The sequence below is a fragment of the Paenarthrobacter aurescens genome, assembly GCF_041549525.1.
Classification (GTDB): Bacteria; Actinomycetota; Actinomycetes; order Actinomycetales; family Micrococcaceae; genus Arthrobacter; species Arthrobacter aurescens.
In genome coordinates, this window is record NZ_CP157456.1 from 1,488,203 (window position 1) to 1,515,028 (window position 26,826).

The 26,826-nt window shown below is 62.5% G+C and carries 24 protein-coding genes, 2 tRNA genes and 1 riboswitch; of the genes, 16 read left to right on the forward strand and 10 right to left on the reverse strand.

Features of this window, described 5'->3' with window-relative positions; genetic code table 11:
- Positions 1-81 precede the first annotated feature (81 nt).
- On the forward strand, positions 82-855 hold the full coding sequence (locus tag ABI796_RS06885; protein WP_141283630.1) for a CPBP family intramembrane glutamic endopeptidase: 774 nt from the start codon (positions 82-84) through the stop codon (positions 853-855).
- A 104-nt stretch (positions 856-959) separates the two neighbouring features.
- Here the strand turns inward: ABI796_RS06885 and ABI796_RS06890 are convergent, their stop codons facing one another.
- Complete coding sequence (locus ABI796_RS06890; RefSeq protein ID WP_141283629.1) at positions 960-1,598, reverse strand: VOC family protein; 639 nt, start codon at positions 1,596-1,598, stop codon at positions 960-962.
- Between the two features lie 223 nt (positions 1,599-1,821).
- Here ABI796_RS06890 and ABI796_RS06895 point away from each other — a divergent pair, with 223 nt between their 5' ends.
- Together ABI796_RS06895 and ABI796_RS06900 are read left to right on the forward strand one after the other, a co-directional pair.
- Entirely contained in the window at positions 1,822-3,162 is a 1,341-nt protein-coding gene (locus ABI796_RS06895) for a bifunctional o-acetylhomoserine/o-acetylserine sulfhydrylase (protein WP_281283983.1), read from the forward strand.
- A 163-nt stretch (positions 3,163-3,325) separates the two neighbouring features.
- Positions 3,326-3,442: riboswitch (SAM riboswitch) on the forward strand.
- A gap of 15 nt (positions 3,443-3,457) precedes the next feature.
- On the forward strand, positions 3,458-4,579 hold the full coding sequence (locus ABI796_RS06900) for a homoserine O-acetyltransferase (RefSeq protein ID WP_141283628.1): 1,122 nt from the start codon (positions 3,458-3,460) through the stop codon (positions 4,577-4,579).
- 9 nt (positions 4,580-4,588) lie between these two features.
- On the opposite strand, the gene ABI796_RS06905 is transcribed toward ABI796_RS06900, so the two are convergent.
- Genes ABI796_RS06905 through ABI796_RS06915 form a run of 3 tightly spaced genes read right to left on the reverse strand, consistent with a single transcriptional unit; the run spans position 4,589 to position 7,132 of the window.
- On the reverse strand, positions 4,589-5,023 hold the full coding sequence (locus ABI796_RS06905) for a hypothetical protein (protein WP_141283627.1): 435 nt from the start codon (positions 5,021-5,023) through the stop codon (positions 4,589-4,591).
- Between the two features lie 29 nt (positions 5,024-5,052).
- Positions 5,053-6,267 carry a winged helix DNA-binding domain-containing protein gene (locus ABI796_RS06910; RefSeq protein ID WP_141283626.1) on the reverse strand — a complete coding sequence of 405 codons (1,215 nt, stop codon included), beginning with the start codon at positions 6,265-6,267 and terminating at the stop codon, positions 5,053-5,055.
- Between the two features lies 1 nt (position 6,268).
- Positions 6,269-7,132 (reverse strand): SGNH/GDSL hydrolase family protein, encoded by an 864-nt coding sequence (locus ABI796_RS06915; protein WP_373092578.1) that lies wholly within the window; start codon positions 7,130-7,132, stop codon positions 6,269-6,271.
- 70 nt (positions 7,133-7,202) lie between these two features.
- On the opposite strand from ABI796_RS06915, the gene ABI796_RS06920 reads away from it, so the two are divergent.
- Complete coding sequence (locus ABI796_RS06920) at positions 7,203-7,853, forward strand: alpha/beta hydrolase (protein WP_141283625.1); 651 nt, start codon at positions 7,203-7,205, stop codon at positions 7,851-7,853.
- 9 nt (positions 7,854-7,862) lie between these two features.
- On the opposite strand, the gene ABI796_RS06925 is transcribed toward ABI796_RS06920, so the two are convergent.
- The gene (locus ABI796_RS06925; protein ID WP_062067368.1) at positions 7,863-8,090 is read right to left on the reverse strand and encodes an RNA-binding S4 domain-containing protein; all 228 of its coding nucleotides are present in this window, start codon (positions 8,088-8,090) and stop codon (positions 7,863-7,865) included.
- A 23-nt stretch (positions 8,091-8,113) separates the two neighbouring features.
- Between ABI796_RS06925 and ABI796_RS06930 the strand changes: the two genes are divergently transcribed.
- The 9 genes from ABI796_RS06930 (at position 8,114) to ABI796_RS06970 (ending at position 18,248) form a co-directional block, all read left to right on the forward strand.
- Entirely contained in the window at positions 8,114-9,118 is a 1,005-nt protein-coding gene (locus ABI796_RS06930; protein ID WP_141283624.1) for a DMT family transporter, read from the forward strand.
- 155 nt (positions 9,119-9,273) lie between these two features.
- Positions 9,274-10,659 carry a glycine--tRNA ligase gene (locus tag ABI796_RS06935; RefSeq protein WP_141283623.1) on the forward strand — a complete coding sequence of 462 codons (1,386 nt, stop codon included), beginning with the start codon at positions 9,274-9,276 and terminating at the stop codon, positions 10,657-10,659.
- Positions 10,660-10,661: 2 nt separating this feature from the next.
- Positions 10,662-11,624, forward strand: coding sequence for a GNAT family N-acetyltransferase (locus ABI796_RS06940; protein WP_141283622.1), 963 nt, complete (start codon positions 10,662-10,664; stop codon positions 11,622-11,624).
- Positions 11,625-11,778: 154 nt separating this feature from the next.
- The gene (locus ABI796_RS06945) at positions 11,779-13,269 is read left to right on the forward strand and encodes a YibE/F family protein (protein ID WP_141283621.1); all 1,491 of its coding nucleotides are present in this window, start codon (positions 11,779-11,781) and stop codon (positions 13,267-13,269) included.
- A gap of 113 nt (positions 13,270-13,382) precedes the next feature.
- Positions 13,383-14,564 (forward strand): tRNA dihydrouridine synthase DusB, encoded by a 1,182-nt coding sequence (gene dusB, locus ABI796_RS06950; RefSeq protein WP_141283620.1) that lies wholly within the window; start codon positions 13,383-13,385, stop codon positions 14,562-14,564.
- A gap of 64 nt (positions 14,565-14,628) precedes the next feature.
- Positions 14,629-15,945, forward strand: coding sequence for a deoxyguanosinetriphosphate triphosphohydrolase (locus ABI796_RS06955; RefSeq protein ID WP_141283619.1), 1,317 nt, complete (start codon positions 14,629-14,631; stop codon positions 15,943-15,945).
- 59 nt (positions 15,946-16,004) lie between these two features.
- Entirely contained in the window at positions 16,005-17,933 is a 1,929-nt protein-coding gene (dnaG, locus tag ABI796_RS06960; protein ID WP_141283618.1) for a DNA primase, read from the forward strand.
- Between the two features lie 53 nt (positions 17,934-17,986).
- Positions 17,987-18,059: transfer RNA gene (locus tag ABI796_RS06965), tRNA-Asn, on the forward strand.
- A 116-nt stretch (positions 18,060-18,175) separates the two neighbouring features.
- Positions 18,176-18,248 (forward strand) — tRNA-Asn (locus ABI796_RS06970).
- 60 nt (positions 18,249-18,308) lie between these two features.
- Here the strand turns inward: ABI796_RS06970 and ABI796_RS06975 are convergent.
- From ABI796_RS06975 to ABI796_RS06995, 5 genes are all read right to left on the reverse strand, one after another.
- Positions 18,309-18,716, reverse strand: a complete 408-nt coding sequence (locus ABI796_RS06975; RefSeq protein ID WP_141286149.1) for a hypothetical protein — start codon at positions 18,714-18,716, stop codon at positions 18,309-18,311.
- A gap of 44 nt (positions 18,717-18,760) precedes the next feature.
- Positions 18,761-20,044 (reverse strand): alpha/beta hydrolase, encoded by a 1,284-nt coding sequence (locus ABI796_RS06980; RefSeq protein ID WP_141286151.1) that lies wholly within the window; start codon positions 20,042-20,044, stop codon positions 18,761-18,763.
- Between the two features lie 22 nt (positions 20,045-20,066).
- Positions 20,067-22,565, reverse strand: a complete 2,499-nt coding sequence (locus ABI796_RS06985) for a bifunctional lysylphosphatidylglycerol flippase/synthetase MprF (RefSeq protein WP_141286154.1) — start codon at positions 22,563-22,565, stop codon at positions 20,067-20,069.
- Positions 22,566-22,689: 124 nt separating this feature from the next.
- Entirely contained in the window at positions 22,690-22,869 is a 180-nt protein-coding gene (locus tag ABI796_RS06990; protein ID WP_141286156.1) for a glycine zipper domain-containing protein, read from the reverse strand.
- Between the two features lie 40 nt (positions 22,870-22,909).
- On the reverse strand, positions 22,910-24,139 hold the full coding sequence (locus ABI796_RS06995; RefSeq protein WP_141286158.1) for a multidrug effflux MFS transporter: 1,230 nt from the start codon (positions 24,137-24,139) through the stop codon (positions 22,910-22,912).
- 171 nt (positions 24,140-24,310) lie between these two features.
- On the opposite strand from ABI796_RS06995, the gene ABI796_RS07000 reads away from it, so the two are divergent.
- From ABI796_RS07000 to ABI796_RS07010, 3 genes are all read left to right on the forward strand, one after another.
- Positions 24,311-25,159, forward strand: a complete 849-nt coding sequence (locus ABI796_RS07000) for a phage holin family protein (RefSeq protein ID WP_141286160.1) — start codon at positions 24,311-24,313, stop codon at positions 25,157-25,159.
- Positions 25,160-25,224: 65 nt separating this feature from the next.
- Positions 25,225-25,848 carry a CDP-alcohol phosphatidyltransferase family protein gene (locus ABI796_RS07005; RefSeq protein WP_141286162.1) on the forward strand — a complete coding sequence of 208 codons (624 nt, stop codon included), beginning with the start codon at positions 25,225-25,227 and terminating at the stop codon, positions 25,846-25,848.
- Positions 25,848-26,765, forward strand: a complete 918-nt coding sequence (locus ABI796_RS07010) for a DMT family transporter (RefSeq protein WP_024820270.1) — start codon at positions 25,848-25,850, stop codon at positions 26,763-26,765. The genes ABI796_RS07005 and ABI796_RS07010 overlap by 1 nt, the downstream gene beginning before the upstream one ends.
- Positions 26,766-26,826: the final 61 nt, after the last annotated feature.

The window sequence follows — 26,826 nt, forward strand, 5'->3', positions numbered from 1 at the left end:
AGCATAGGGCGCTGCCGCTGCTGGTCCGGCAAGGTGTGCGGTTCACGGCAAAGTGGCAGGGAGTAAGGGCAAGATAGGTACATGTTCCTTGCTTCCCGCCGACGGCTGCGAGCCGAAGTACTTATTGTGCTGGGCCTGTCCCTGGGCCAGTCGGCCGTCTACTCCGTGGTGCAGTTGCTGGACAAGATGTCGCGGGCACCGTTGGCTGATGCCACATCAACGCTGAACAGGTCCCAAAGCACGCGCGAGTATTTTGATCTCACTTACCAGCTTCTGGACATTGTGTTCGCCCTGGTGCCCGTGGCGCTGGTGTTCTACTTCCTGTCCACCCATGTGCCCGCGTCCAAGGAGGGAAGCGGCGGCTCGGCATTCGCCCGGCTCGGTTTCAACTTTGCCCGGCCCGGCAAGGACCTTCTCCAAGGCCTCGGTCTGGCAGCGGCCATAGGCATCCCTTCGTTGGGACTGTACGCCGCCGGCCGCGCCTTGGGGATTACCACGGCCATTGTGCCCAGCGGCCTGGACGCCTACTGGTGGACGGTGCCGGTGCTGATCCTCTCGGCCATGCGCCACGCGATCGTCGAGGAAGTGATCGTGGTGGGCTACCTCATGGACCGGTTCGGAAAGTTCGGGTGGAGTGTCCCGGCAGCCATTGTGGTCAGCGCCCTCCTGCGGGGAAGCTACCACCTGTACCAAGGATTCGGCCCGTTCATAGGGAACGTGGTCATGGGTTTGGTGTTCGCATGGATCTACACAAAAACCAAACGCGTGATGCCCCTGGTGATTGCCCACGCACTATTGGACATTGTGGCGTTCGTAGGATTCAGCCTGTTCGGCAAGGCCATAGGCCTTGGATAGGGGCGCTTAAAAGTATTCGGCCGCCATCGGTGGGTGACGTCATTGGCACCCGCTGATGGCGGCCGAAGCTATGCCCGGAGCTCAGTCCGGAGGGAGGGAACTTCTCAGATGGTGACGGCTCCGGAAGCGGTTTCGAACGTTACAGACATGATGCCGGGCGTGCCGTGCGGCGCCATCCACTGGACTGCCACGTCCTCAAGCGGCTTCTCCACGGGCTCACCCAACCACTCGGTGACGCGCTCAGCCGAGCCTGCAATGGTGAGGCTGGACATCTTGACGTCGCTTTCGTAAATCCTGGACGGGTGCAGTGAGGGGTCGCCCTCCCACTTGAGCAGGTAGGGCACCTGGGGATCGGCGATCAGGCCGAGGATGCCAATCTGCTGCCACACCAATTCGCGGCCGTCGGGGAACTTGCGGTTGCCCGGGACAGCGGCGCGGCCGAGGCGGTCTTCGAAGGGGGCGAGGTCGTCAACGGCGACGCACCAGCCCATCCATCCACCGCCGGCAGCCGAGCGTGCACGGACTGCCTGGCCAAAGGGTGCTTTGTCAGAAGCGGGGTGGTCCAGGACTTCCACCACTTCCAGGTACTTGTTATCCGCAAGGGGAATGATCATGTTCCGGGTGCCAAAGCGCGGGTGCACTCCGCCCCGGACAGCGTCCACTCCCAGTGCCGCGGAAATTCGTTCGGTGGTGGCCAAAAGGCCATCTCGTTCACAGGCGTAAGAGACGTGATCCATGCGCATGGCTTCATCTTGGCACTTTGTGATCAGGGTCTCAGCTAAGTCAAGCCTAACCAACATAGGATGTGCGCAACCATCTCCGCTGGACGTCATGGAAGGACGCTGGGAGACCGAAAGATTCCACCGGCGTCATAAAGCTGTCCCGGCGTCCGGACTGTTCTTAGACTGGCCCCAGCTCAGCTGCTCCACAGCAATTCCAAGGTCACGCTCATTGCGTGCCAAACCCATGCGTCACGAACAGGAGAACTCCATGTCCCAAGGATGGTCTTTCGAAACCCGCCAGATCCACGCCGGTCAGGAGCCTGACTCAGCCACCGGGGCCCGCTCGCTCCCGATCTACCAGACCACGTCCTTCGTGTTCCCCAGCGCCGAGAGTGCAGCCAACCGCTTTGCCCTGGCCGAACTCGCTCCCATTTACACGCGGATCGGCAACCCCACCCAGGATGCCGTGGAGCAGCGGGTCGCCAGCCTTGAGGGCGGTCTGGGTGCTCTCCTGCTCAGCTCCGGACAGGCAGCTGAGACGTTCGCCATCCTGAACATCGCCGAAGCCGGTGATCACATCGTGGCCAGCCCCAGCCTCTACGGCGGAACCTACAACCTGCTGGCCCACACCCTGAAGAAGTTCGGCATCTCCGTCACCTTCGTTCAAGATCCGGACAATCTGGAGCAGTGGCGTGACGCCGTACAGCCGAACACTAAATTGTTCTTCGGCGAAGTTGTTTCCAATCCCCGCCAGGACGTGCTGGACATCGAGGGCATCGCCCGCACGGCCCACCAGGCCGGCGTGCCCCTGATCGTGGACAACACGCTTTCAACGCCGTACCTGATCCGCCCCATTGAATGGGGTGCTGACATTGTGGTCCACTCCGCAACCAAGTATCTGGGTGGTCACGGCTCGGCAATCGCAGGAGTGATTGTGGACTCCGGCAACTTCGATTTCGGCAAGGATCCGGAGCGTTTCCCCGGCTTCAACACCCCGGACCCCAGCTACAACGGGCTGGTGTATGCGCGCGACCTGGGCAAGGACGGTGCCCTGGGCGCCAACCTCTCCTATATCCTCAAGGCCCGCGTTCAGTTGCTCCGGGATCTCGGCTCTGCTGTCTCGCCCTTCAATGCCTTCCTCATTGCCCAAGGCCTGGAAACCCTGAGCCTGCGTGTGGAACGTCATGTTGCCAACGCCACCAAGGTGGCTGAATGGCTGGAAAGCCACGACGACGTCGAATCGGTCGCCTACGCCGGCCTGCCCTCGAGCCCCTGGTATGACCGTGGCCGGAAGTACGGACCCAAGGGCACAGGCGCAATCGTTGCCTTCAACATCAAGGGCGGCGTGGAAGCCGGTAAGCGTTTTGTGGACGGCCTCGAGCTGCACTCGCACGTTGCCAACATAGGCGACGTCCGCTCACTGGTGATCCACCCGGCCTCCACCACCCACAGCCAGTTGACGGTGGAACAGCAGCTGGCTGCAGGCGTCAACCCCGGCTTGGTGCGTTTGTCCGTGGGCATTGAGCACGTCGACGACATCATTGCCGACCTCGAAGCCGGATTCCGGGCCGCAAAGGGCGCCTGACGTCCAGAGCTCCCTGCACTGTCCAGGCTGCCGCCCGTGCCGACGATTATTCGCCGGGCGGCAGCCCTGAGAGCCCGTCCATGAATGATGAGGCCCAAAACCGTCACACTGTTGTCACATTCTTCGCCATAACCACCCTGCGTTTCCTAGACTCTTGGTATTAGGTCATGAGTGCCAGCAAAAAGCCCCGGCTTGCTGGCCGGCAACCCTCCTCCGCGGTGGGGTGCCCCGGGTGAAGACCTGGCCTGTTCGCACGCAAGGCGACGGGCAAGCGCGAGGTTAAGGTGTCAAAGGAATGACCATTACTGCTACAGCCCTCCCAAAATCCGGAGAAGAAGACGGAACCGTCAAGTACGTTGGCATAGGACCGCTGGAACTTGAAGCCGGTGGTTTCCTCCCGGACGTGGTGCTTGCTTACGAGACGTGGGGGAAGCTGAACGCTGATGCTTCCAACGCGGTGCTGATCCAGCACGCACTTACCGGCAGCACCCATGTAGCGCGCGGCGCGACGGACGAAGAAGGCTGGTGGGAGCAGCTGGTTGGGCCCGGTGCCACGATCGACACCAACAAGTACTTCGTGATCTCCATCAACATCGTGGGCGGCTGTTACGGCAGCACCGGCCCATCATCAGAAGCGCCGGACGGACGCCCGTGGGGCTCACGTTTCCCGCTGGTCACCCTGCGCGACAGCACTGAGGCTGAGTCGCGCCTCGCTGACGCACTGGGAATCGAGGCCTGGCACGCAGTCCTGGGAGGGTCCATGGGCGGCGCGCGCGCCCTTGAATGGGCTGTGACGTTCCCGGACAGGGTCAAACGCTGCGCAGTGATTTCGGTGGGCGCCTACAGCACGGCCGAACAAATCGCTTTCGCCCAGGCCCAAACCCTGGCCATCAGGCAGGACCCCAACTTCAACAACGGCGATTACTACGGTGGTACTGCGCCGGAGCACGGCTTGGCGTTGGCCCGGCGCATCGCCCACATCACCTACCGCTCGGCGTTGGAGCTGGACTTACGCTTCGGCAGGGAAGCCCAGCATCAGGAAAGCCCTTTGGCTGCTGCCGTTTTGGGGGAGCGGGGCCGATACCAAGTTGAAAGCTACCTGGACCATCAGGGAAACAAACTGGTCCGCCGTTTTGATGCCAACAGTTACATCGCCATCACCGAGGCCCTTATGTCCCACGACGTCGCCAGGAACCGCGGCTCGTTGGAGACAGCCCTGTCCCTCGCCACGGCGGAGTTCTTTGTGGCGGCAGTGGACACGGACAGGCTCTACTTCCCGGCGCAGTCACGGGAACTTGCTGCTGCGCTCCCCGGCGAAGTGCCGGTTCATGTCATTGAGGCGCCCATCGGCCATGACGGCTTCCTCACCGAAATCGGCCAGCTGTCAGCACAGCTTCGCGAAGCGTTTTTCGCCTGAACCGGCAACTCAGCCGTTCATGATCTCGCCGCGCTGCCGCATGTAGTCCTCCATGGCGATCTCGCCGTTGCTGAACTTCGCGTCCAGCTCGGCGAGCTTGCGCGCACGGAAGCCCTGCGGCTCCGAACCGTACGTTGCGGGAAACGTGCTGGGGGATGACGGGCTCGACGGCGGCCCGGACTGCGGTGCGTCATCCGCGGGGCGGATGGTGCTCGGCCCGGACGGATAGCCCGGGTAGTTCTGCGGCGGATACTGCTGTCCTGGGTGCTGCTGCGGCGGGTACTGCTGCTGCGGGTAGCCTGGGCCGGGCAGATTCTGCGGGGGATACCCTGGGGCGCGAAAGTCTCCGTGTTGGATCCGGCGCGCCCGGGAGCGGTTATACATGCGGATTCCGAGTGGAATCAGCCACGAGCAGACGATGATCCAGAAGATCAGATTGTTCACGGTGCAGGCCTCCTAGGTCTCACCCCAGCTTAGTCCTGTGCCCTTGGACCGTTCCCGCCACGTCGCACCAGTGTGGTGTTCATGCCCAGGAACCGGCCGTACCGGTCCACCTCGGCTTCCAAGGCTGCTTGCTCTGCCGCGGTGGCCGGACGGTTCATCCGGACGTCCAGCTGGCAGGCCCCGCCGGAGAATCCGTGACGCCACCATCCGGCCAACCTGCCATCCAGCAGGACCACGTGCATGGGGCCGTTGTCCTCGGGGAAGTACGGTGCTGTCCCACCGAGGAAGTGCCGTGATTGCGAGTAGCCCATCACGTATTCGTCGTAGCACTGGATGAGGTCGATTCGGGGTAGCGCAGCGTCCTCAGCCACTGAAGGGTCTTCGGTAGCGTCCCCGCTGGCCAGCGGTTCTACTTCTTCAGCTGCCAGGTAATAAGGAAGCCCATCAAGCTCAAGGGTGCCCAGGGCTCCGGGAGAGAGGTCCTGTGCCACCTGGATTCCACGCTTCACGTCCTTCATGGTCAGCCCGGACCACACCGCACAGTCCTTCACGGTTGCAGGGCCGCGGCTGCTGAAGTATCGCAGTGCCAGTTGCCCCAGTGCCTGTTCACGATCCTCTCCGGCCAACGGTGTGGGAAGGAAACCGGGAACGCGCTCCTCGAACAGGGCATAGGTCTGTTTCAGGGCGCCGCCGGAGGATCGGACGGGGGAGCCGCTCACCAGGACACGGCTGATTTCGGCATGCATGAGGTGGTAGATGAAGCCCAATCCCTTACTGGGGAAGCCCGCTTCTTCCAGAACCTGGGCCAGTTCCTCGCGTGTCTTGTGGGCCCCGTCCGCCACCGCCGCAGCCAGGATTTGGCCGCTCCTTGCAGCAGCGTCCTCATCAATTCCGGTTTGGCGATACATCCCTTTGTTGCCTTGGTGCAGGCGGTCTGCGGATAATCCCATCAGCCAGCCGAGGTCCTCCCGGTGCACAAAGTGCCAGGTGGGGCGCAGGATGTGTGTCCGCAGAATGGTTCCATCAGCTACGGCCTGCTCAACATCCGAGGCCGTGACCATGGAGGAAGGATGGGGGGAGCTTCTTTGCGAGAGCGTCCACCGCGCATAGGGGAATTCCTGTGATTGGACGGCCAGGAGGTTGCGGACCGCATCCGCGGGGTTGTCGGCGTAGGGGGCGCGCAATTGTTGGCGCCGGAGTCGTGTCCGCCGGATACTCTCCGCGCCTGCTGGGGGGATGGTCACGTCAGCGGCGTGGCAACACGCTGCCGGAGGAGCCAAAGACAGGTCCCGGCGTCGGGCGTTTCGGTGTGATGCCGTCACCGGAGGATTGGTGCCGAAGCCGGCGGATCACCCACGGGACAAAGTACTCACGTGCCCAGACCAGGTCCGAGGACCTCGCCTCACGCCAGGTGCGGGGCGGGAGGGCTTTGGGTACAAGGGGCTCAAGTGTGTGGCGAACGTTCAGCGCCTCCAGCACCATCATGGCGATGGTGTGGTGCCCCAGCGGCGAGAAATGCAGGCGGTCCACGTCCCACATCTGGTAGTCCGCCAGCTGCCGCAGGGACCACATGTCCGCGATGACGGCGTCGTGCCGTGCGGCCACTGTCCGGAGGTTCTCGTTGTAGATAGCCACCTTGCCGCGGATGCGTCCCAACACCGATGATGCCGTGTCAGGACCATTGAAAAGCACCACGGTGGCACCACCTGAGCTCAACTCCGCAACTGCGGCATCAAGCTTTTCGGCCAACAGATCAGGATCGCCGCCGGGGCGGATGAGGTCATTGCCGCCGGCTGAAATGGACACGAGGTCCGGTTGGAGATCCAGGCAGGGTCCCACCTGTTCATCGATGATCTGCTGCAGCAGCCTGCCCCGGATGGCGAGGTTTGCGTAGGCGAAGTCCTCCTGGCCCCGGCCCAGTTCTTCGGCAACGCGATCCGCCCAACCGCGGTTGCCGCCGGGGTTGCGGGGCTCGGGATCGCCGATGCCCTCGGTGAAGGAGTCACCCAAAGCCACATAGCGGGTCCATGGGTGCTTCTGGATGGACTCGAGGGGCTCCGGGGCGGGCTCGCCCGGATTCAGTAAAGGATTGTTCTCACTCACGCTCATATCCTGCACCGTGAGCTCCAACCTACGCCACCGTAGGTTGTTACTTGTGGGTAACTGCAAGAATGGAGCCATGACTGAAGCACCCGTATTTCCAGCCCCCGTTGTCCTGTGGTCCCACGACGAAGCTGAGCGCGCCGGCAAGCCCCTGTTGGTTCTGCTGCACGGCTACGGCTCCAACGAGGACGATCTTTTCAGCCTGGCCGGGTTGCTTCCCGACGCCTTTGTTGTAGCTGCCCTTCGCGCGCCGATGCCCATGGGGCCAGGCTTCACCTGGTTCCCGCTGACAGCGTCAATCGACTATTCGCTTGAAGCTGTAAAGCACGCAGCGGAGTACGCCTTGGAATGGCTGGATACGGTCAAAGCGAACCACTCGTCGGTGACCCTGTTGGGCTTCTCCATGGGCATGGCCATGGCTACCACCATGCTCCGCTACCGGCCCGCGGACTTTGCCGCCGTCGTCGGGCTTTCAGGCTTTGTGATCGACGCCGGTGCTGACGCCGCCTTCCGGGACAACGAGCTGGATGGTTCATTGCCCATGTTCTGGGGCCGGGACCAGCAGGACCCGGTAATCACCCAGGACAAGATCGAATACACCATGGGCTGGGTGCGCAAACATGTGGACCTCACGAAGGTGCTTTACACGGGCATGTGGCACGGTATCAACCAGCAGGAGATCGGCCACGTGGGCGAATTCCTCACCCACAAGGTCCTCACTGACTAGCGGGGGAGATTAGGCGGCGGTGATCCGGACCGTCTGGCCGTTGACGGTTACGGTATCGCCCACATGGAGTTGGCGTCCGCGGCGGTCATCAATTTCGTTGTTGACTTTGACCAGTCCGTTCTTGATGAGCTCCGTGGCTTCAACGCCGTCCTCCACCAGGTTGGCGAGCTTGAGCAGCTGGCCAAGGCGGATCATGTCATCGCGGATGGGGATCTCTTCAATTTCGGGATTGCTCATAGAGCAATGATGCCTGAAGTAGTGTGGGGACGGTGCCGCAGCCTTCTCCCCGCCCCACCCTTCCGCTGGTCATTGGCCTCCCTATTGCCGTAGCAACAGGCTTGGTCATCCCGCTTCAAGCGAGGATCAACGGGGCACTCGGCGCAAAATTGGACGACGGCATCGCCGCCTCGGTGGTGAGCTTCACCACAGGGCTGCTGCTCATCAGCGCTATATCGTTTGCCACGCCGCGGGGGAGGGCCGGCCTGCAGCGCATCATTCCCGCTATCCGGAACCGCAGTTTCCCCCGCTTCTACGTCATGGCAGGCGCAATCGGCGCTTTGTTCGTCTTTGCCCAGTCATTTACTGTGGCGCTTCTGGGTGTCGCGTTGTTCACCGTCGCGGCCGTCACCGGCCAAACGTTGAGTGGCTTGCTCGTGGACCGCATGGGAATCGGCCCGGGCGGCAAACGCGCCATCACCGGGGTGCGGGTCCTTGGCAGTATCCTCACCGTGGCCGCCGTGGCTTGGGCTGTTTCACCCAGGTTCACCGGCGACGCCGACGTGGCCTCCCTCATCCTGCCCGTGCTCCTGCCCCTGGCTGCGGGGTTCTGCATGAGTTTCCAGCAGGCCATGAACGGAACCGCCACCGTTCACTACGGAACGCCCATTGCCGCCACGTTGGTGAACTTCATTGCCGGTTCACTCATTTTGTGGATCGCGTGGATCATCAAGCTGGCCGTTGCCGGCCCGGGAAATCCGCTGCCGGGTGAGTGGTGGTACTACCTTGGTGGACCCATGGGCTGCCTCTTCATTGGACTGGCAGCCCTGCTGGTCCGCAGCCTGGGTGTCCTGATCACAGGTTTGGGCATGATTGCCGGGCAGTTGGTGGGATCCTTGGTGCTCGACGTCGTGATCCCCAGTCCCGGCGCGGTGGTCGCCTTGCCCACGGTGTTGGGTACGGTGCTGACGCTCGCCGCGATCATTGTGGCTACGCTGCCCTGGCCCAAGGGAGCTTTCGCACGAAGTTCAACGGCCAAAGGCCGGTAGGGTTGGTAGGGTGCAGTATTTGGCGTACTGCCCACAGCAGAACGCAGCACTAACAGCAACTTTCCCCAGCACCCCGCCGGACAACCTCGTCCGGATTCCGGGGCAAACCACCGCGGACCGCACCCAGCGGCCCTGTAGAACAAATGGAGTTACCCATGGCAGCAAAATCCGTCCTTGACCAGGTCATTTCCCTCTCCAAGCGGAGGGGCTTTGTCTTCCAGGCCGGTGAAATCTATGGTGGCTCCCGTTCTGCCTGGGACTACGGTCCCCTCGGCGCGGAACTGAAGGAAAACATCAAGCGCCAGTGGTGGCAGAGCATGGTCCGAGGCCGCGAGGACGTTGTAGGCCTGGATTCCTCGGTCATCCTTCCCCGCCAGGTATGGGAAGCATCCGGCCACGTGGAGGTCTTCTCCGATCCCCTGGTTGAGTGCCTCTCCTGCCACAAGCGCTACCGCGCGGACCACCTCGAAGAAGAGTACGAGGAAAAGAAAGGCCGCCCGGCAGAAAACGGCCTTGCGGACATCGTCTGCGCAAACTGCGGCACTCGTGGCCAGTGGACCGAACCCCAGGAATTCTCCGGCTTGCTCAAGACTTTCCTCGGCCCGGTGGCCAGCGAGGAAGGAATGCACTACCTGCGTCCGGAAACCGCCCAGGGCATTTTTGTGAACTTCAACAACGTGCTCACTACTTCCCGGAAGAAGCCACCGTTCGGCATCGGCCAGATCGGTAAGTCCTTCCGTAACGAAATCACGCCCGGCAACTTCATTTTCCGTACCCGCGAATTCGAGCAGATGGAAATGGAATTCTTCGTCGAGCCCGGCACCGATGAAGAGTGGCACCAGTACTGGATGAAGGAACGCATGTCCTGGTACACGGACCTGGGCATCCGCGAGGAGAACCTCCGGTTCTTCGAGCACCCGCTGGAGAAGCTCAGCCACTACTCCAAGGGCACCACGGACATTGAGTACCGCTTCGGTTTCCAGGGCTCCGAGTGGGGCGAGCTTGAGGGCATCGCCAACCGCACGGACTTCGATCTCTCCACGCACGCCAAGGCGTCCGGCACGGACCTGAGCTACTTCAACCAGGCCACCAACGAGCGCTACACCCCGTTCGTGATCGAGCCCGCCGCCGGTTTGACCCGCTCCTTCATGGCTTTCCTGATTGACGCGTACACCGAGGATGAGGCACCCAACGCCAAGGGCGGCGTCGATGTCCGCACCGTGCTGAAGCTGGATCCGCGCCTGGCCCCGGTCAAGGCCGCCGTCCTGCCGTTGAGCCGCAACGAGGACCTGTCCCCGAAGGCCAAGGCGCTGGGCGCCCAACTGCGCAAGAACTGGAACATTGACTTCGACGACGCCGGTGCAATCGGACGCCGCTACCGTCGCCAGGACGAAATCGGTACCCCGTTCTGCATCACCGTGGACTTTGACACCCTCGAAGACCAGGCCGTCACCATTCGTGAGCGCGACACCATGAGCCAGGAACGCGTATCCCTGGACAAGGTTGAGGGCTACCTGGCAGCACGCCTGATCGGCGCCTAGCCGTGGCATTGGATTACCGTGAATGGAAGGAAGGCGACGACCTCGCCCTCCTGGAAATCTGGGGTGGCCCCGAAACCCTGCCAGCGGAGCAGTTCCGTGCGGCGTTGGCACCCTCCAGCAACCAGCCGTGGCGTCGTTGCATCGTGGCTGAGGACGTGGTGGACGGGGTTCGGATTCCTGTTGCTGCCGGCGTCGTCCACGAGGCATCCCTGCATCCCGAACGCCTTTGGGCGTACGTCGAGGTTGCCAAGGACCATCGACGCGAAGGCGTGGGCGCCACCCTCCTGACCATGCTGCGCCGGGAAGCCGGGAACTCGCCGTCGGGCGTTTCCAAACTGCGCAGCAAGGTGGAGCCGGATACTGCGGGTGCGGCTTTCGCCGCGGCCGCTGGACTCGTCCCCATTCAGCGCTCGCAACTGGTGGTAGTGAAGCCGGAACCGTTGTCCTTGCCCCGCTTTGGCGATGGTTCCGAGGAAGCCGCTTCTGAGCGGGTGGAGGATCTGGCCACCGGCTCTGTGGAGCTGAGCGATGTGGTGGGCAAGTACTACTCACACGTCCACCACTGGGACAGCCCGGGGGAACTCAGCATTGCCACAGTGCAGCGGTTGTTCCTCCATGACCTCACCGGCGCCCATGGGGCAATAGTCCTGCGTGCGCCCAAAGCCAGTGCCTTCGGCCAGGGAGTCCCTGCCAGCCGGAAGGGCAAAATCCAGGCTTTCGCCATCAGCTACGCCCAAGGCGACTCCGAGGAACCAACGGAGGTCTTCCTTGGGCACGATCCCATGCTCTCCGCCGAGGAAGCTGCGGCTGCTGTCCGGGACTTGCTGGCACTCATTGCCTACCAGCACCCGGTCCTGCTGGAAGTTGATGAATCCATGACGGCGCTGCGCGCGGTGCTTGATCCGCTGCTGGAGTCCGGAAAGGCCCATGTTCGGGGTGCCGATACCCTGATTGTCAGCGACTGACCGCTCTGTCTGCACTTCAGGATCCCGCGCTGCCCCTCCCACCAGGGGCGGCGCGGGATTCTGCGTTAAGAAGCCTGGGACCCTGCGGGCAGAGGACTTTGTCCGCGGCGAGCACGGTCCCGCGTAGGGTTAAGGGCATGAGGTTTTGCTGCTGATGGGCCACGGTCACTCCCACGGTCATTCTGATAATTCCGAGCCAACCCCGCAGGCTCTCGCTTCGAGGAAGCGGGCCAATTGGATTCTTGCGGCCATTCTCGTCCCGGTGGGCGTCCTGACACTTGTGGCCATGATGGTCATGTGGCCCTCCGGCAGCCGGGAGGGAATCACGTTTTCCAGTCCTTACCAGGCTGCCCCAGGGGTAACGTTCGATACCGGGCGTATTCAGAGCGTGGTGGTGGAAAGCTGCACGCAGACCAACCAGAGCAACACGGGCCAACCCACAACCGGGCAAAACAACACAGGCCAGAGTAACCAGTCCGGCGGATCCCAGTGCACCTTCGCTTTTACGGAGCCGGATAAGGGCGGGGACGTAGTCAAGGTGGTCATCAACCCTGACGTGGCCATGTCCCACGGCGTGGATGTGGGGGACTCCATCAGGTACCTCAACCTCTCTGCCGTCCAGGGAGCCAACGCGGGAAGCGGAGCCCCGGCCTACGTTTTTGTGGATTTTGTCCGCAGCATTCCCATAGCCTTGCTGGCTGTCCTGTACGCAGCGGTGGTCATTGCGGTGGCCCGTTGGCGTGGCTTCCGGGCGCTTCTTGGCCTTGTTGGCGCCTATTTTGTTCTGGTCAGCTTCATTCTGCCGGGTTTGGTGGAGGGTAAGCCGCCGCTCCTGCTGGCGTTGGTGGGCTCAACGGTGATCATGATCGGGGTCCTGTATTTCGCGCATGGATTCTCCGCGCGGACATCCACGGCTTTGCTGGGTACCATCTTTGGGCTCAGCATCACCGCGCTGTTGGCGGCGTGGGCTACGGACGCCGCCAATCTGGCTGGGGTGGGAAATCACGACGCTTCGACGCTGGTGAACATGTCACCCCAGATCTCCATTTCCGGGATCATCCTTTGCGGCCTGATCATCTCGGGTTTGGGCGTACTCAACGACGTGACCATCACGCAGTCTTCCGCCGTCTGGGAACTTTACGAACTCGCGCCTGACACCACTGCCCGCAAGCTGTTCTCCTCGGCCATGCGGATCGGCCGGGACCACATCGCTTCCACCGTTTACACCATTGCTTTTGCCTACGCCGGCGCCGCGCTTCCCATCCTCATCATTGTGATGCTTTACGACCGCCCCCTCGCCGAAGCGCTGACAAGTGCCGAGTTGTCCGAGGAAGTGATCCGCACCCTGGTGGGCTCCATCGGCCTGGTCCTTGCCATCCCTGTCACAACCCTCATCGCTGTCTTGGTGGTGAAGGCCACCGGCATGAAGCGCCCGGCCGCAGCCGGTGCACCGACCGTAACTGCTGATGAGCTCAAGGACACCGGTTCGCTGGCGGCCGCTGCCGCCGTCGTAAGTTCCGGCCCGCAGGAAAATCACGACGCCGGTGCGCGCCTTGACGCTCCCGGCAGGCCTGCACGCCCGGGGAGCCGCCGGGCCCAGCGGGAAGCGGAGCGCCGCGGAGATACAGGCGATGGTGCCTCGTGAGCCAGGCACTGCTCTTGTTCGCCTCGCCCGCCGTTCTGCGCACGCGTGAGCGAACTAGGGAGGGATTTGGGGAGCCTTCCACCCGATTTGCCCGGATTTGCAACAATGGATAGGTGACTGTTGTAGCAACGCCCCCCGCACTAAAGCTTGAGCTGCCGCCCTTGAAGCTCGGCGGGATCACCGTGGACACCCCTGTGATCCTTGCCCCCATGGCCGGCATCACCAACTCGGCCTTCCGCAGGCTCTGCCGTGAATACGGCGGTGGCATGTATGTGGCAGAGATGGTCACTTCCCGTGCCCTGGTGGAGCGTACTCCGGAATCGTTGCGCATCATCTCCCACGATGAGGATGAAAAAGTCCGTTCCGTTCAGCTCTACGGCGTGGATCCGGTAACTGTGGGTGCCGCGGTGCGCATGCTCGTCGAAGAGGACCGGGCCGATCACATCGACCTCAACTTCGGTTGCCCCGTGCCCAAGGTCACCCGGCGCGGCGGCGGTTCAGCCCTCCCGTGGAAAATCGATCTTTTTACCTCAATCGTCAATACAGCGGTCAAGGAAGCCTCCAAGGGTGGCATCCCGCTGACCATCAAGATGCGTAAAGGCATTGACGAGGACCACCTGACGTACCTTGACGCCGGCCGGATCGCCCGCGATGCCGGCGTTGCCGCCGTCGCCCTTCATGGCCGGACTGCGGCGCAGTTCTACTCGGGACAGGCAGATTGGTCCGCCATTGCGCGCCTCCGTGAAGCCCTGCCCGATATCCCGGTGCTGGGCAATGGTGATATCTGGTCGGCTGAGGACGCCGTGCGCATGGTCCGGGAAACCGGTGTGGACGGCGTAGTAGTGGGCCGTGGTTGCCAAGGCCGGCCCTGGCTGTTCGGCGACCTTCAGGCAGCCTTTGAGGGCAGCGATCAGCGGCACCGTCCAGGACTCCGGGAGGTTGCTGAGGGCGTGTACCGCCACGCGGAGCTGATGGTGGAGACCTTCGGCAACGACGAATACAAGGCGCTCCGCGAGATCCGCAAGCACATGGCCTGGTATTTCAAGGGTTATGTGGTGGGCGGCGAACTCCGCGCCAAGCTGGCCACAGTACCCACGCTCGAAGTGCTGCGCGAATACCTTGATGAACTGGACATGGACTCGCCCTACCCGGGCGTGGATTCCGAGGGGCCCCGCGGCCGTGCGGGCTCGCCCAAGAAGCCTGCGCTGCCCAAGGACTGGCTGCAGAGCCGTCAGCTGAACGCTGAACAGAGCGCGGATATCTCAGCCGCGGAGCTGGACGTTTCGGGCGGCTAGCCTCACACGTGTAAGACTGACTCTAGAAGCTCCACACCCCGGCGCTTGAAGGAGGCAGATACCTATGGGAACCGAAGCGATACTTGGCCACGACGAGACGGCACACGATTTTGTGCTGGCCATTCCCGGTTACGCCGAGGCCGATTCCGCGCGGTGGGTTGAAGAGCCGCGCAAGAGCAACTACCGCTCAGACTTTGAACGGGACCGTGCCAGGGTCCTGCACTCTTCGGCGCTGCGCAGGCTCGGTGCCAAAACGCAGGTGGTTGCCCCGGATACGGACGACTTTGTCCGCACCAGGCTGACCCACAGCCTGGAAGTGGCACAGGTAGGCCGCGAGTTGGGCCGCTCCCTGGGGTGTGATCCTGACGTCGTGGATACTGCGTGCCTGAGCCACGATCTCGGTCATCCGCCTTTTGGCCACAACGGCGAGTCCGCGCTGAACGAAGTCGCGCACACCATTGGCGGCTTCGAAGGCAATGCCCAGACCCTGCGGCTGCTGACCAGGCTCGAGCCCAAAGTCCTGGCCGAGGACGGCAGGCCGGCGGGGCTTAACCTGACCCGCGCCAGCCTGGACGCCGCGTCCAAATACCCGTGGTCCGCCGTCGACGCCCCGGTGATTCATGGCCACCGCACCAGCAAATTCGGCGCCTACGAGGACGATCTTCCGGTTTTCGAATGGCTCCGCGAGGGCGCGCCGGGCAACCGCTCGTGCATCGAGGCCCAAGTGATGGACCTCGCCGACGATATTTCGTACTCGGTCCATGACGTCGAGGATGCGATCGTCGCAGGACACTTCCAGCTCAAATGGATGGAAAACCCGGACCACAGGGCACGCGTGGTGGGCTACACCAAACAGTGGTACTTGCCGCACAACGACCCCGCGGAAATTGATGCTGCCCTGGCACGGCTGGAGGCCACCAAGGTGTGGGTCCGCGAAGCTGACGGCAGCCGGAAGTCCATGGCTGCCCTGAAGGATATGACCAGCCAGTTGATTGGCCGGTTCTGCCAGAGCGCCATGGAAACAACCCGTGCCCACTTCGGACCGGCCAATCTGACCCGTTACGACGCCGAGCTCATGGTCCCCGAGGACACCGTCACCGAGATCGCCGTCCTCAAGGGCCTGGCCACCACTTTTGTGATCTCCACAGACCACCGCCAGCCGGTGTATGAGCGGCAACGCGAAGTGCTGCATGCTCTGGTGGGTGTTCTGAACGCCACCGGCGACCGCCACCTGGAGCCGATGTTCGCCGCTGACTGGCGTGACGCCGTCGACGACGGTGCGCGGCTGCGCGTGGTGATCGATCAGGTTGCCTCGCTGACGGACGTCTCCGCACTTGCCATGTACGAGCGACTGGTGGGCAGCCTTCCCTCGCTTTGGTAATGGTCAGGCCGGTGCCGTTAACGGCGGGGACTCCCGGCGCAAACGACTAGGATGGTGACGTGGCTGGCCTGATCAAACGTGAAGATATTGACGAAGTACGCCAGCGCACGGATATCAAGGAAGTTGTTGACGGTTACGTCACCTTGAAGGGCGCCGGGCTGGGCAGTTTCAAGGGCCTGTGCCCCTTCCACGACGAACGTTCGCCCTCCTTCACTGTTCGCCCGCAAGTGGGCAGGTACCACTGCTTCGGCTGCGGCGAGGACGGCGACGCCATTTCCTTCGTCCAGAAAATGGACCACAGCTCCTTTCACGAAGCCGTTGAAAAACTCGCTGCCAGAATCGGCTACGAACTGCGCTATGAGGACGGCGGCACCGGCCCCAGCCGCGAGGAAGTGGGCAAACGCCAACGCCTGCTGGACGCCCACAAGATCGCCGATGAGTTCTTCCGCGCCCAGCTGCTGACTCCCGGAGCGGCCGATGGACGCAACTTCCTCTTCGGCCGCGGATTTGATCGTGCCGCCGCGGAACACTTTGGCGTGGGATACGCGCCCCAGGGCTGGGACGCTCTGCTGAAACACCTGCGCGGCCGGGGGTTCACGGACGCTGAATTGAAACTCACCGGAATGTTCTCGGAAGGAAACCGCGGAATCTATGACCGCTTCCGTGGCAGGCTGATCTGGCCCATCCGGGACATCGCCGGGGACACCATCGGCTTCGGTGCCCGCAAGCTTTTCGAAGATGATCAGGGCCCCAAGTACCTGAACACCCCCGAGACCACGCTCTACAAGAAGTCCCAGGTCCTTTACGGCATTGACATCGCCAAGCGGAACATCGCCAAGGAGCGGCAACTGGTGGTGGTTGAGGGTTACACGGACGTCATGGCCTGCCACCTTGCAGGGGTTACGACGGCGGTGGCCACGTGCGGTACTGCCTTCGGTACCGAACACATCAAGGTTGCCCGCCGGCTGCTTTCGGACGACGGCAGCGGGGGAGAGGTCATCTTCACCTTCGACGGCGACGCCGCCGGTCAGAAGGCAGCCTTGCGCGCCTTCGAGGAAGACCAGCGCTTCACCGCCCAGACCTACGTTGCGGTGGAGCCGTCCGGGGCCGACCCCTGTGATCTTCGTCAACTCAAGGGCGATGCCGCAGTGCGCGAACTCATCAGCACCCGCAAGCCGCTCTTCGAGTTCGCCATCCGGGCAACTCTCCGGCGGCATAATCTGGACACCGTGGAAGGCCGCGTAGCTGCCCTGCGTGAAGCGGCCCCGGTGGTTGCCCAGATCCGGGACTCTGCCACAAGGCCCGGCTACACGCGGAACCTGGCCGGTTGGTTGGGCATGCCCATCGAGGAAGTCAGCGGCTACGTGGGAGCTGCCGCCAAGCGCGCTGCTGCCGGCGGTACGGCCAACACTGGCGGTGCGGCAAACGCTGGCGGCGCGGCCGGTCCAGGCGGTGCGGCCGGTCCAGGCGGTCCGGCGGCGGCAGCACCGGCGTCGGGCGGTCCGGTCTTCCAGCGCCCGGACCCCAGGGACCCCATCGCCGGCATGGAACGCCAGGCGCTTGAAGTTATCCTCCAGGAGCCTGGCGTGCTGGGCGGGGGAGCCTGGGAGCGCTTTGAGGCCTCGCACTTCACCACTCCGGCCTACGCGGCCGTCCACACTGCCGTGCGGGCTGCCGGACTGGCCCACTCCGAAGACCCTGTGGCTTGGGTGGAGCAGGTCCGCCAGGAAGTCCCCGAGCCGCTGAGGGCCCTGGTCTCGGAGTTGGCCGTGACGCCCCTGCCTGCGAGCACCGCCGAGGCAATGCAGCGGTACTGCCGTGACATCCTGGCCCGCCTTTTCGAGCTGCAGATCACCAGAATCAAGGCAGACAAGATGGGACAGTTGCAGCGCCTGGACGCAGGAGCGAATCCGGAGGAGTTCCAACGGCTGAACCGGGAGCTGATGCAGCTCGAAATGGAGCGCAGGGCATTGCGTTCCGACGGCTGAAAACCTCGATTTCGTTTTCCGGCGGGCCCCTGTTAAGCTAGTAACCGCTTCATTCCTCCGTAGCTCAATTGGCAGAGCATTCGACTGTTAATCGAAGGGTTACTGGTTCAAGTCCAGTCGGAGGAGCGCGCAATACCCCCGTTTCGATCACTCGGAACGGGGGTATTTTTATACCCCCGAGGGGTATGCGGCGCCGATTTCGCATTCCGGTAGAACCTTTGCTAAAGTCATAACCGCTTCATTCCTCCGTAGCTCAATTGGCAGAGCATTCGACTGTTAATCGAAGGGTTACTGGTTCAAGTCCAGTCGGAGGAGCATCAGGACCCCGTACCGGCTTTACAGCTGGTGCGGGGTCCGTCTTTTTCCTGGACTTTCCTAGACGAAATCCATTTCCACTTGCAGGAACCGGGCCGCTTCAGCCACGGCTGCCAGGAACGAGTCCTGCTCGGTGGGTGGTGTCCTGGGTTCCCGGGGATGCCATTCGTGCGGCGCGGAATAGACGCGGGTGAAGCCCCCTCCAGGCGGGGCGTAAAAGATGCCGAAGCGCTGGACCGGCCATTCGGGCGAAGTCTCTGGAGCCACCAGGAGGGCTGCGTCCGTTTCGGGGTTGTACCACTGCGCTATGGGCCGGCGACGATCATCGGTGAAAAGCCCTGCGGCGTAGAGGGCGGCCGATTGCGGGCTGGTCACCGAGCACAGACGGTCCCACCACAGCGGCAGGATGCGTTCATCCCTTCGCTGCCAGGGTGCCGGAAGCGGCTGCAGTTCTTGCCCATGTGGCACACCTCAACTTTATCGCCGGGATATGAACTGCAAAAGAGCAGGTGCTACCTGGAGAGACCGAGCCTGGGATAGAGCACTTCGAATCCTTTGCTCAGCCCGGCATTCAGTGCCAGGCCAACGTGGCCGCCGTTGGGAACCTCGTAGTACGTCACTGTCATCCCTGCATCCCGGGCGGCTGCTGAGACTGCCTTGGCGGCGGCCACGTAAGTGGCGTCGTCGGACCCCACCGTGAACACTGCCGTGGTGTTGGGGAACTGCTTGCCCTTCATGATGTTGATGGGCTTTTGGGCGTCGTAGGCACCCTGGTTTCCATTGAAGATCGTTGCAAGGTTGCCGGCGGGGTCTTCGGCCCCAGGAAATTCCTCGCCTGATATGTCCACCACGTTTCCCCACATCTCCGGGTACTTGACCGCAAACGAGATGGCACACTGCCCGCCGTTGGAGTATCCGGCGATGGTCCAGTGCTCACGGTCAGGGAGGATGTTCAAATTGGCTTTGGCCCAGTTAACAACGTCCACGTTGATGTACTTCTCCACGTTGCCGTATTTGGCGGTGTCCAGGCAGAGGGTGTCATCCTGGTCCGGACCGATCTGATCTGCCACGATCGCGATCGGGGCCAAACCATTGTTTTTCGCTGCAAACTCGTCCAAGGCAGCGGAAACGTATTGCGGATCAGGCAGGCCGGGCTGGCCCATCATGAGGACGAACAAGGGCAGTTTGGGCGGGTGCGCTGTCAACGCAGCAGGGGGCAGGTAGATCCCCGCAGGCCTGGCGTTGAACCCGGAGACGGTGGCTGGGATGACCTGTGTGCCCGCCTCGCCCTTTGCCGGCTGGTCCGCCGGGGGCTTCCAGCTCTGCCACAGCGGACCTGCCGGAGTGGAAGCGTCAGGGTCCGGCTTGGCCAGTTGGATGGCGTCCTCCGTGGAGATTCCCAACGCTGAGCCCAACGTCTTGTTCAGTCCGAACTCTGTATTGATGCCCAGGGCGGCCACCAGCACGAAGACGGGAATGGACGCCGCAGCCACCACCTTCCGCCACCGTGGGTTGTTGCGGAAGCTGACCACGGCCAGACCCAGGGCGGCGAAGCAGGCGATGGCCCAGAACCATACCCGCGGCGTCAGGCCCACATGGAAGACGTCCAGGACGTCCTCCACCAGCCAGACGGTGAGCCAACCTATCAGGCCCGCCACCACTATGGCCGTGGCTGCGGTGAGGGCCCAGCGAGCTGACGGCCTGAGGAACAGCAGCAGGAAGAACCCCACGCCGATCACTCCGGCGATGGCCATCACAACAGGGCCGCTGATTTCGAGCTTCAGGAGTTCGTTCATGGCAGGAGTGCCCGGTGCAGCGTCATGCTGCCGGTTCCTTGGCTACCATTTGCCGCAGCAGAGCGGCGCTCTGCGCCGGTGAGAGCCCCGGCAGGTAGGCCGAACCCACTGCAATGCCGATCGAGGGCAAAGCCAGCGGGTCCTGATAGTACATGTACAAGGTCCGGTGCTCGGGCTGGAACCTTGATTTGAAAGCGGCCAAGGACTTGAAACCGTACATGGGTTCCAAGGCATTGCCCAGGAGTGCCAGGACGCGGTCCAGCGTGCTGCGGTCACCTTCGCCGGCGCCGGCTCCGGCATTGGCCAGCGGCGAGCCGGACAAGGATATTTGGGGCACTTGTTCCTTGAAGTGAGTTACAGCAGAAGCGATGAGGAACTCCATCACGCCTTTGAAGCCTGTGGTGCGGCGTCGCATGAAGTCCAGGGTCCACCCTGAGATGGCCCCGTGATGGAAGACGGGGAGCCAGCTGGTAACCCCATGGACCAACCCCTCGTCATCCACAGCCACGCAGCACAGGACCTCGGGATCTTTGAGTTCATTCAGGCCACCGAGGGTGAAGCCCATTTCAGGCAGTGCTTTATCCGCCACCCATTCTTCGGAGATCTCAGCCAGCTGAGCCCTGATCCCCGGCGGCATCTCAGGGTAGGGGTACCAGAGATCTTTGATGGAGAGCTTGTCCGCACGGTTCAAAGCCGTGCGGACGTTCTGCCATTCCTTCCCCTTGAAGGTCATGGCCTGGACGCTCAGGAGAGTTTCTTCGGCAACTTCCAATTTCCTGAAGCCATAGGGGAGAAGCGGTACATCAAGTTCTGCCGTGGCTGAATAGAAGCACGGGATCAGCCCCAGGTTGGCACAGTGCCCCACGAAACCTGTGGCTGCCTCGGCCTGCTGTTCGCGGGCACCAAAGGGGCCCGCAACGGTGAGCGCCACACCGTTGTGGACCTGATAGGCAACACCGGCTTTACGGTCCGGGGTGAACCAGTACTGGTTGTTGTCCCACAGCGCCATCCAGGACAGCGTGCCGCCACCATCGTGCAACAACTCCCGGGCATGCCCCAGATCCGCCGCCGGATCCGTAGCCAGCATCCTGAACCGCCGGAAGTTGTTCAGGACAAGCACCAGGATGCAAAGCCAGATGATGTCCCCGCCCAGCCCGTAGAGAACGGTGCTGAGGAGGCCTTGGGGCAGAGCCACCACGAAAGGAACGGGAAAGGGAACCAGGATGTGCGTCAGTTGCCCGGCAAGGTCCAACAAGGTAGAGCGGCCGGGGTTGCCTTCAACGAACCAGAAGATCACATAGACGATCACGGCGGCCACGGCGAGTATGAGCGAGGTCCGGCCAAGGACCCGGTAGCCGGCATCGCTGGATTCCACCCGGAACTTATGCCGGTTTACCAGCAGGAGTGCGGAGATGATGATCGGGGCGAGGACCGCAGGGACCGCGTACAGCAGAAGATACGCGAAATCGTCATCGCCCAGCGCCACACCGGGATCCGTGACGTACTGGAGGATCGACAGGATGGTGACGGCGGCCAGGTACAACTGGATGACAAGCGTCAGCCGGTAGGCCAGCCGGCGGCCGCGTCGCAGTCCCTCGGCGCAGACCAGCAGCAGCAGCACCGGGATCAGGGTCAGGATGGCCGCGCCGAAGCTTTGGACGCCCACCATGCTCTGCAGGCTGACACAGTTGTTGTCGTTGTTGCACGCTTCCTGAACCTCATCGGCGTCCGGACTGGCTTGGAGCATGACCTCTGAGACCACCGAGAGGGGCCCGATTTCCCACGTTCCAGTCAGCTGGGTGAGCAGTGGACCCACGGCGAAGACGCCCACCACCGTACCCACCAGGAACCGTGTTTCGCGAAGACTTGAGGAATGCAGTGATCCCGCCCGGCGGCGAAGGGCCAACGACTGGATGGCCCATCCTGCAAGGATGCCGATCACGGCCCCGGCCAGAGCCTGCAGCGTCTGGGCAACGCCCACAAAAAGGGCAAACATCAGTGTGGCGGCCAGCAGCCACGTCCTCAGGCGCCGACGCCATAGTGCCTCAAGCGCCGCCGTCGAGCATCCCAACGCCGCGGCAGCGCCGCCGTAGGCACCCACCACGTATTCACCGCCCAGGAAACTGAGCCATTGGTCGCTGGCATCGGTACCAAAAGTCACCAGCACCACAAGAACCAGGGCGCTGAGGGCAGAACCTGCCATGAAGGCGGCCAGGGCAAGCCACGGGCCCATGACGCGTTCGGCGATGCCCACGCCCACCAGGATCGCCGCTGTGCAGGCAACATAGTCGAGCAAGGAAGAGGCGAAGAACGCCGAAGTGAAAATCGACCACCACGGTCCCGGCTCCACGGCCAGGCCGATGCCCACTTGGTCCAGAAGGTCTTGGCCGGGGCCGTTGATGAGGCTGCCGGAGATGGCGCCGAGCACCCACAAAAGCACCACCAGGGCAAGTGTCAGCGGCAACCTCCGCAGGATGGCCAGGCCGCGCGCACTGCCCCGAAATACAACAGCCGTGCTCATGTGATGTCCCCTTCACCGGTTCAAGCACCGGTTACCCCGGCTGGCCACCATTCTGCCCTGCGGCCAGCAGTTAGGGGAGGGTTTGATGATTCCCGACGTCGGCGGGTCGGCTGTGCGGGGCCGCTCAGTCGCGCTTCCAGGGGCCAGGATTTACGCGGTAGAGGATTGCGGCACCGATCACGGCACCCAGGATGGCACCAAACAGTGCGCTGCCCGCGGCGCGGCCAAGGAGGGCACCGGCGACAGCGCCAAGGAGTGCACCCAAAAAGAGGCCCCGGCCATTGCGGTGCGGTCTATTCGTCATGGTCACAGCCTACGGTGCCGGTGCCATTGAGGTGCCGTTGCTAATGAATGGACGGAACGGACCGGGGCCGCACCACCAGCCACAGCGCGGCAATGGCGCCCGTGATGCACGCGGCCATGACGGCGCCCATGGGCACTGCTGAACTGACGCCCAACCAACCCACCACCGGTGGGACAATGCCGGCCATCATGAACTGCGATGCACCCAGGAGCGATGCGGCGGTGCCCGCTTGTGCGCCGTGCTTGGCCAAGGAAAGGACCTGCACGCAAGGGAACATGAAGCCGGTGGCACAAATGTAGAACCACAAAGGAATGAGGATGCCCAGCAAGCCCACCCCGAGCACGTCAAGCAGCACGATCAGGAGGGCGGTGAACAGCATGAAGATTGTTGCCCCGGCCACGATCCATTGCGGGGCCACCCGCCGGATCAACCGCGAGCTGATCTGCACACCGGCCACGATGCCCAGGGAGTTGATGCCGAACAGGATGCCGTATTCCTGGGGAGAGAAGCCGTAAACGTTCTGGAATAGGAAAGTGGATGCTGAGAGGTAAGCGAACAGTCCACCGAAATTCAGGCTTCCCACAAGAACCATGCCCACAAAAATCCTGTCCGTCAGGACGGTCTTGTAGCGCTGACCCACGGTGACGGTGGTTTTGCCGCGCTGTTCAGCCGGAAGTGTTTCCCTGATGAAGAAGATCGAAGCCAGGATGACCAGCAGGCCGTATGCGGCGAGGAAGTAGAAAATACCGGGCCATGGGAAAGCCAGCAGCAGTTGGGATCCGATCACCGGTGCAAGGATGGGGGCAAGGCCGTTGACCAGGGACATCCTTGAGAACATCCGGACCATGGAATAGCCATGAAAGAGATCCCGGACCATTGCCATGGCCACAACGCCGCCTCCGGCAGCACCGATTCCCATGAGTACCCGGAACAAGGACAACATCCCGATGTCCGTCGCCAGAGCCGCACCCAGCGATGAGCCGATGTGCACTGCCGTGGCCAGAATCAATGGCAGCCGACGCCCCACCTTGTCACTGAAAGGTCCCACCAGCAGTTGGCCCAGCCCGAAGCCAACCGTTGTTCCAGTCAGGGTGAGCTGAATAGCCGCCGCTGAGACATCAAAACTCTCCTCCAACGCCGGGAAAGCGGGAAGATAGAGGTCGATCGTGAACGGACCGAGGGCGGTCAGGGCGCCCAACAGGAGAATGTAGACAAGCTTTTCGCGTCGGCTCAGAGAATCGCCCGGAGCAATGGGAGGGGTCACGATCATCTATCCTATGGCCCAGATCATATTTATTGGTGGTATGACGGGCGCGCCGGAGCCTCATCCCGAAAGTTCAGCAGGAACCTGAATGATAGCTTTGAGGACAGGTGCACGCGGGATCGTTTTTAGCCGCGTTCGCTTTACACGATGCCCAGAGGAAGCAGTTAGGCGGAACCCATGAGTGGACGTCACACCGGCCGGCCCAGTCAAGGACCAGCCATTCGTACTTTGCCGAAGACCCTCAAGCTCGTAGCAAGGCTGGCTCCAAGGCAGCTCAATGACGAGATCGCCCTGGCGAAGGTTGAGCTCAAGCGAAAAGCCACGCAGGTAGGTGTAGCGGGCGCATTCTTCGCAGTAGCGCTTGTTTTCCTGGCGCTCCTTGTCATTGCGCTGGTGGTTGCGGCAATCCTCGGTTTGGCAACCATCATGCCCGGCTGGCTGGCGGCCCTTATTGTTGCCGCGTTCTTCCTGGTGATTGTGGCAATTGCCTCCTTGATAGGAATAGCCAAATTCAAGAAGGCCATGCCGTTGGTCCCCGAGGACACCATCCGGGGCATCAAGCACGATCTTGGAATTGCCAAGGAAGGCTCGGACTTTGACGAGTCCATCCTGGATCCCAACTCGCCCGCGGCCAAGGCAGCAAAGGCTGAGAAGGAAGCGGCCGCTGAAAAGGCCAAGGCAGAGAAGGCTGCAAAGGAAGCCGCCAAGGAAGCTGATGCCGTCAAGGCGCCCACCGAAGCTGAGCTTCGCTCGCGACTGAAGCGCCGCCGTGAACATCTCACCGGCGTTCGTGACGAGCTCGGTGAGCAGCTGGACGTCAAGAAGCAGGGCCAGGCTTTGCTGCACAGCGCCAACGAAAAGTTCCAGGAGAGCAAGGAGTTCGCAGCAGCGAAACTTGCTGACCTCGGTGACTCCGTACCTCCGAGCCTCACCGAACGGCTCGCCGCCCGGTGGAAGGACCTCGCGGCCTTCGCCACCGCTGCAGTGGTCTTCGTTGTTGCGCTGCGGAAGTTGCTGAAAAAGTAGCATCCAGGGGGGGCCTTCAATACTGGAGGCGCCATCAACTCTGAAGACGAGGAAGGGGGACGCACATGAGATTAATCGGAGCCGGGTCGCACCCTGACAGGCCGCAGGTTGATCACGACCTCATTTTCACTGTCCCCAACATCCTCACAGTTCTTCGCTTCATGGGCGTGCCGCTGTTTGTCTGGCTGGTCCTGTCCGAACAGGAGTATGGGTTCGCGGTATTGGTGCTCGTCATCATGGGCAGCACCGACTGGGTGGATGGCTACATTGCCAGGCGCTTCGACCAGACCTCCAAGCTTGGCCGGATCCTGGATCCCATGGCAGACCGGGCTGCACTGCTGGCCGTCGCAGTCACCCTGGCGATTGCCGGCGTCGTGCAGTGGTGGTACCTGGCAGCGCTGCTGGTCCCGGACGCCGTCCTGGCCATTGCCTCGTTGATCTACTTCAGGAGCCACCCGGACCTTCCGGTTAGCGTCATTGGCAAGATCCGCACGGCGCTGCTGCTGGTAGGAACGCCACTGCTGGTCTTGTCCAAGCTGCCCATCGCGTTCACCGACGTCTATTTCGTGGCTGCCTGGACCTTCCTGGGCTTAGGCCTGGTGGGCCATTGGGTGGCGGCTTACAACTACTACTGGGCCATCTTGCGTAAAGGAAAAGAATTGAAAACCGACGACGGCGGACGAGGCTGATGGTCTGGCTGGCGGTTTTCCTTGCGGTACTTGGTGCCTTCTTCCTCGCTATTGGCGCTCAGCGGCAAGGCAGTGCAGTCAAAGCCGATACCGGTGGGCTGGCGCTAAGCTCCAATGGTTTCCTGCGGCTCCTGCGAAATCCCCGCTGGATGCTCGGATTGCTCTTCCTTGCCTTGGGGATGGTGATGAATGCCATAGCCCTTGTGTCTGCACCGCTGACGGTGGTGCAGCCCATCGGCGCCATTGCCCTGGTCATCACCACCGTGGTCAACGCCAAGGACCAGGGCTTGAGCATCAACCGTGCAACCGTGGTGGCAATCAGCGCTTGTGTTACCGGCTCGGCGCTATTCGTGCTGCTTGCGGTCAATGTCACCCAGGAGAACCATCACGTCAACAGCGACGACGAACTGACGATCGTTCTCCTCCTGGCTCTTGCCGTGGGCATTTTTGGAACCCTTGCGGTGATGTTCAAACACCGCATGAGCGCCTTCATCTACATACTGGGGGCCGGTGTCCTGTTCGGCTTTGTTGCCGTGTTGACCCGGATCATCGGCAAGCACCTGCTCGATCCCAACGGTTTGTTCCTGCTCAACGTCCAGTGGTACACACTCGTAGCAATTGTGGCGGCCGGGGGACTGGGCTCGTGGTTCGTCCAGAGTGCTTATTCCGGTGGCCCGCCGGACTTGGTTATTGCCGGATTGACCGTGATCGACCCCATGGTGGGCATCGCAATCGGCATTGTGATCCTTGGTGAGCTTCGTCCCGATGTCCACGCCGTGATGGCTATCGCCATGGCCGCGGCCGCTACGCTTGCTATCGTGGGGGTTATTGCCCTGAGCCGGCACCATCCGGAAGTCACCAAACGCAAGAAAGATGCGAAGGCGGCTGCCAGCCGGAAGGCCCAAGGCAAAGCTTGACCTTGCGCCACCGCTATTGCGGGCGGCAACCCGGCGACACCGCAGCATTGCCACAAGCAGT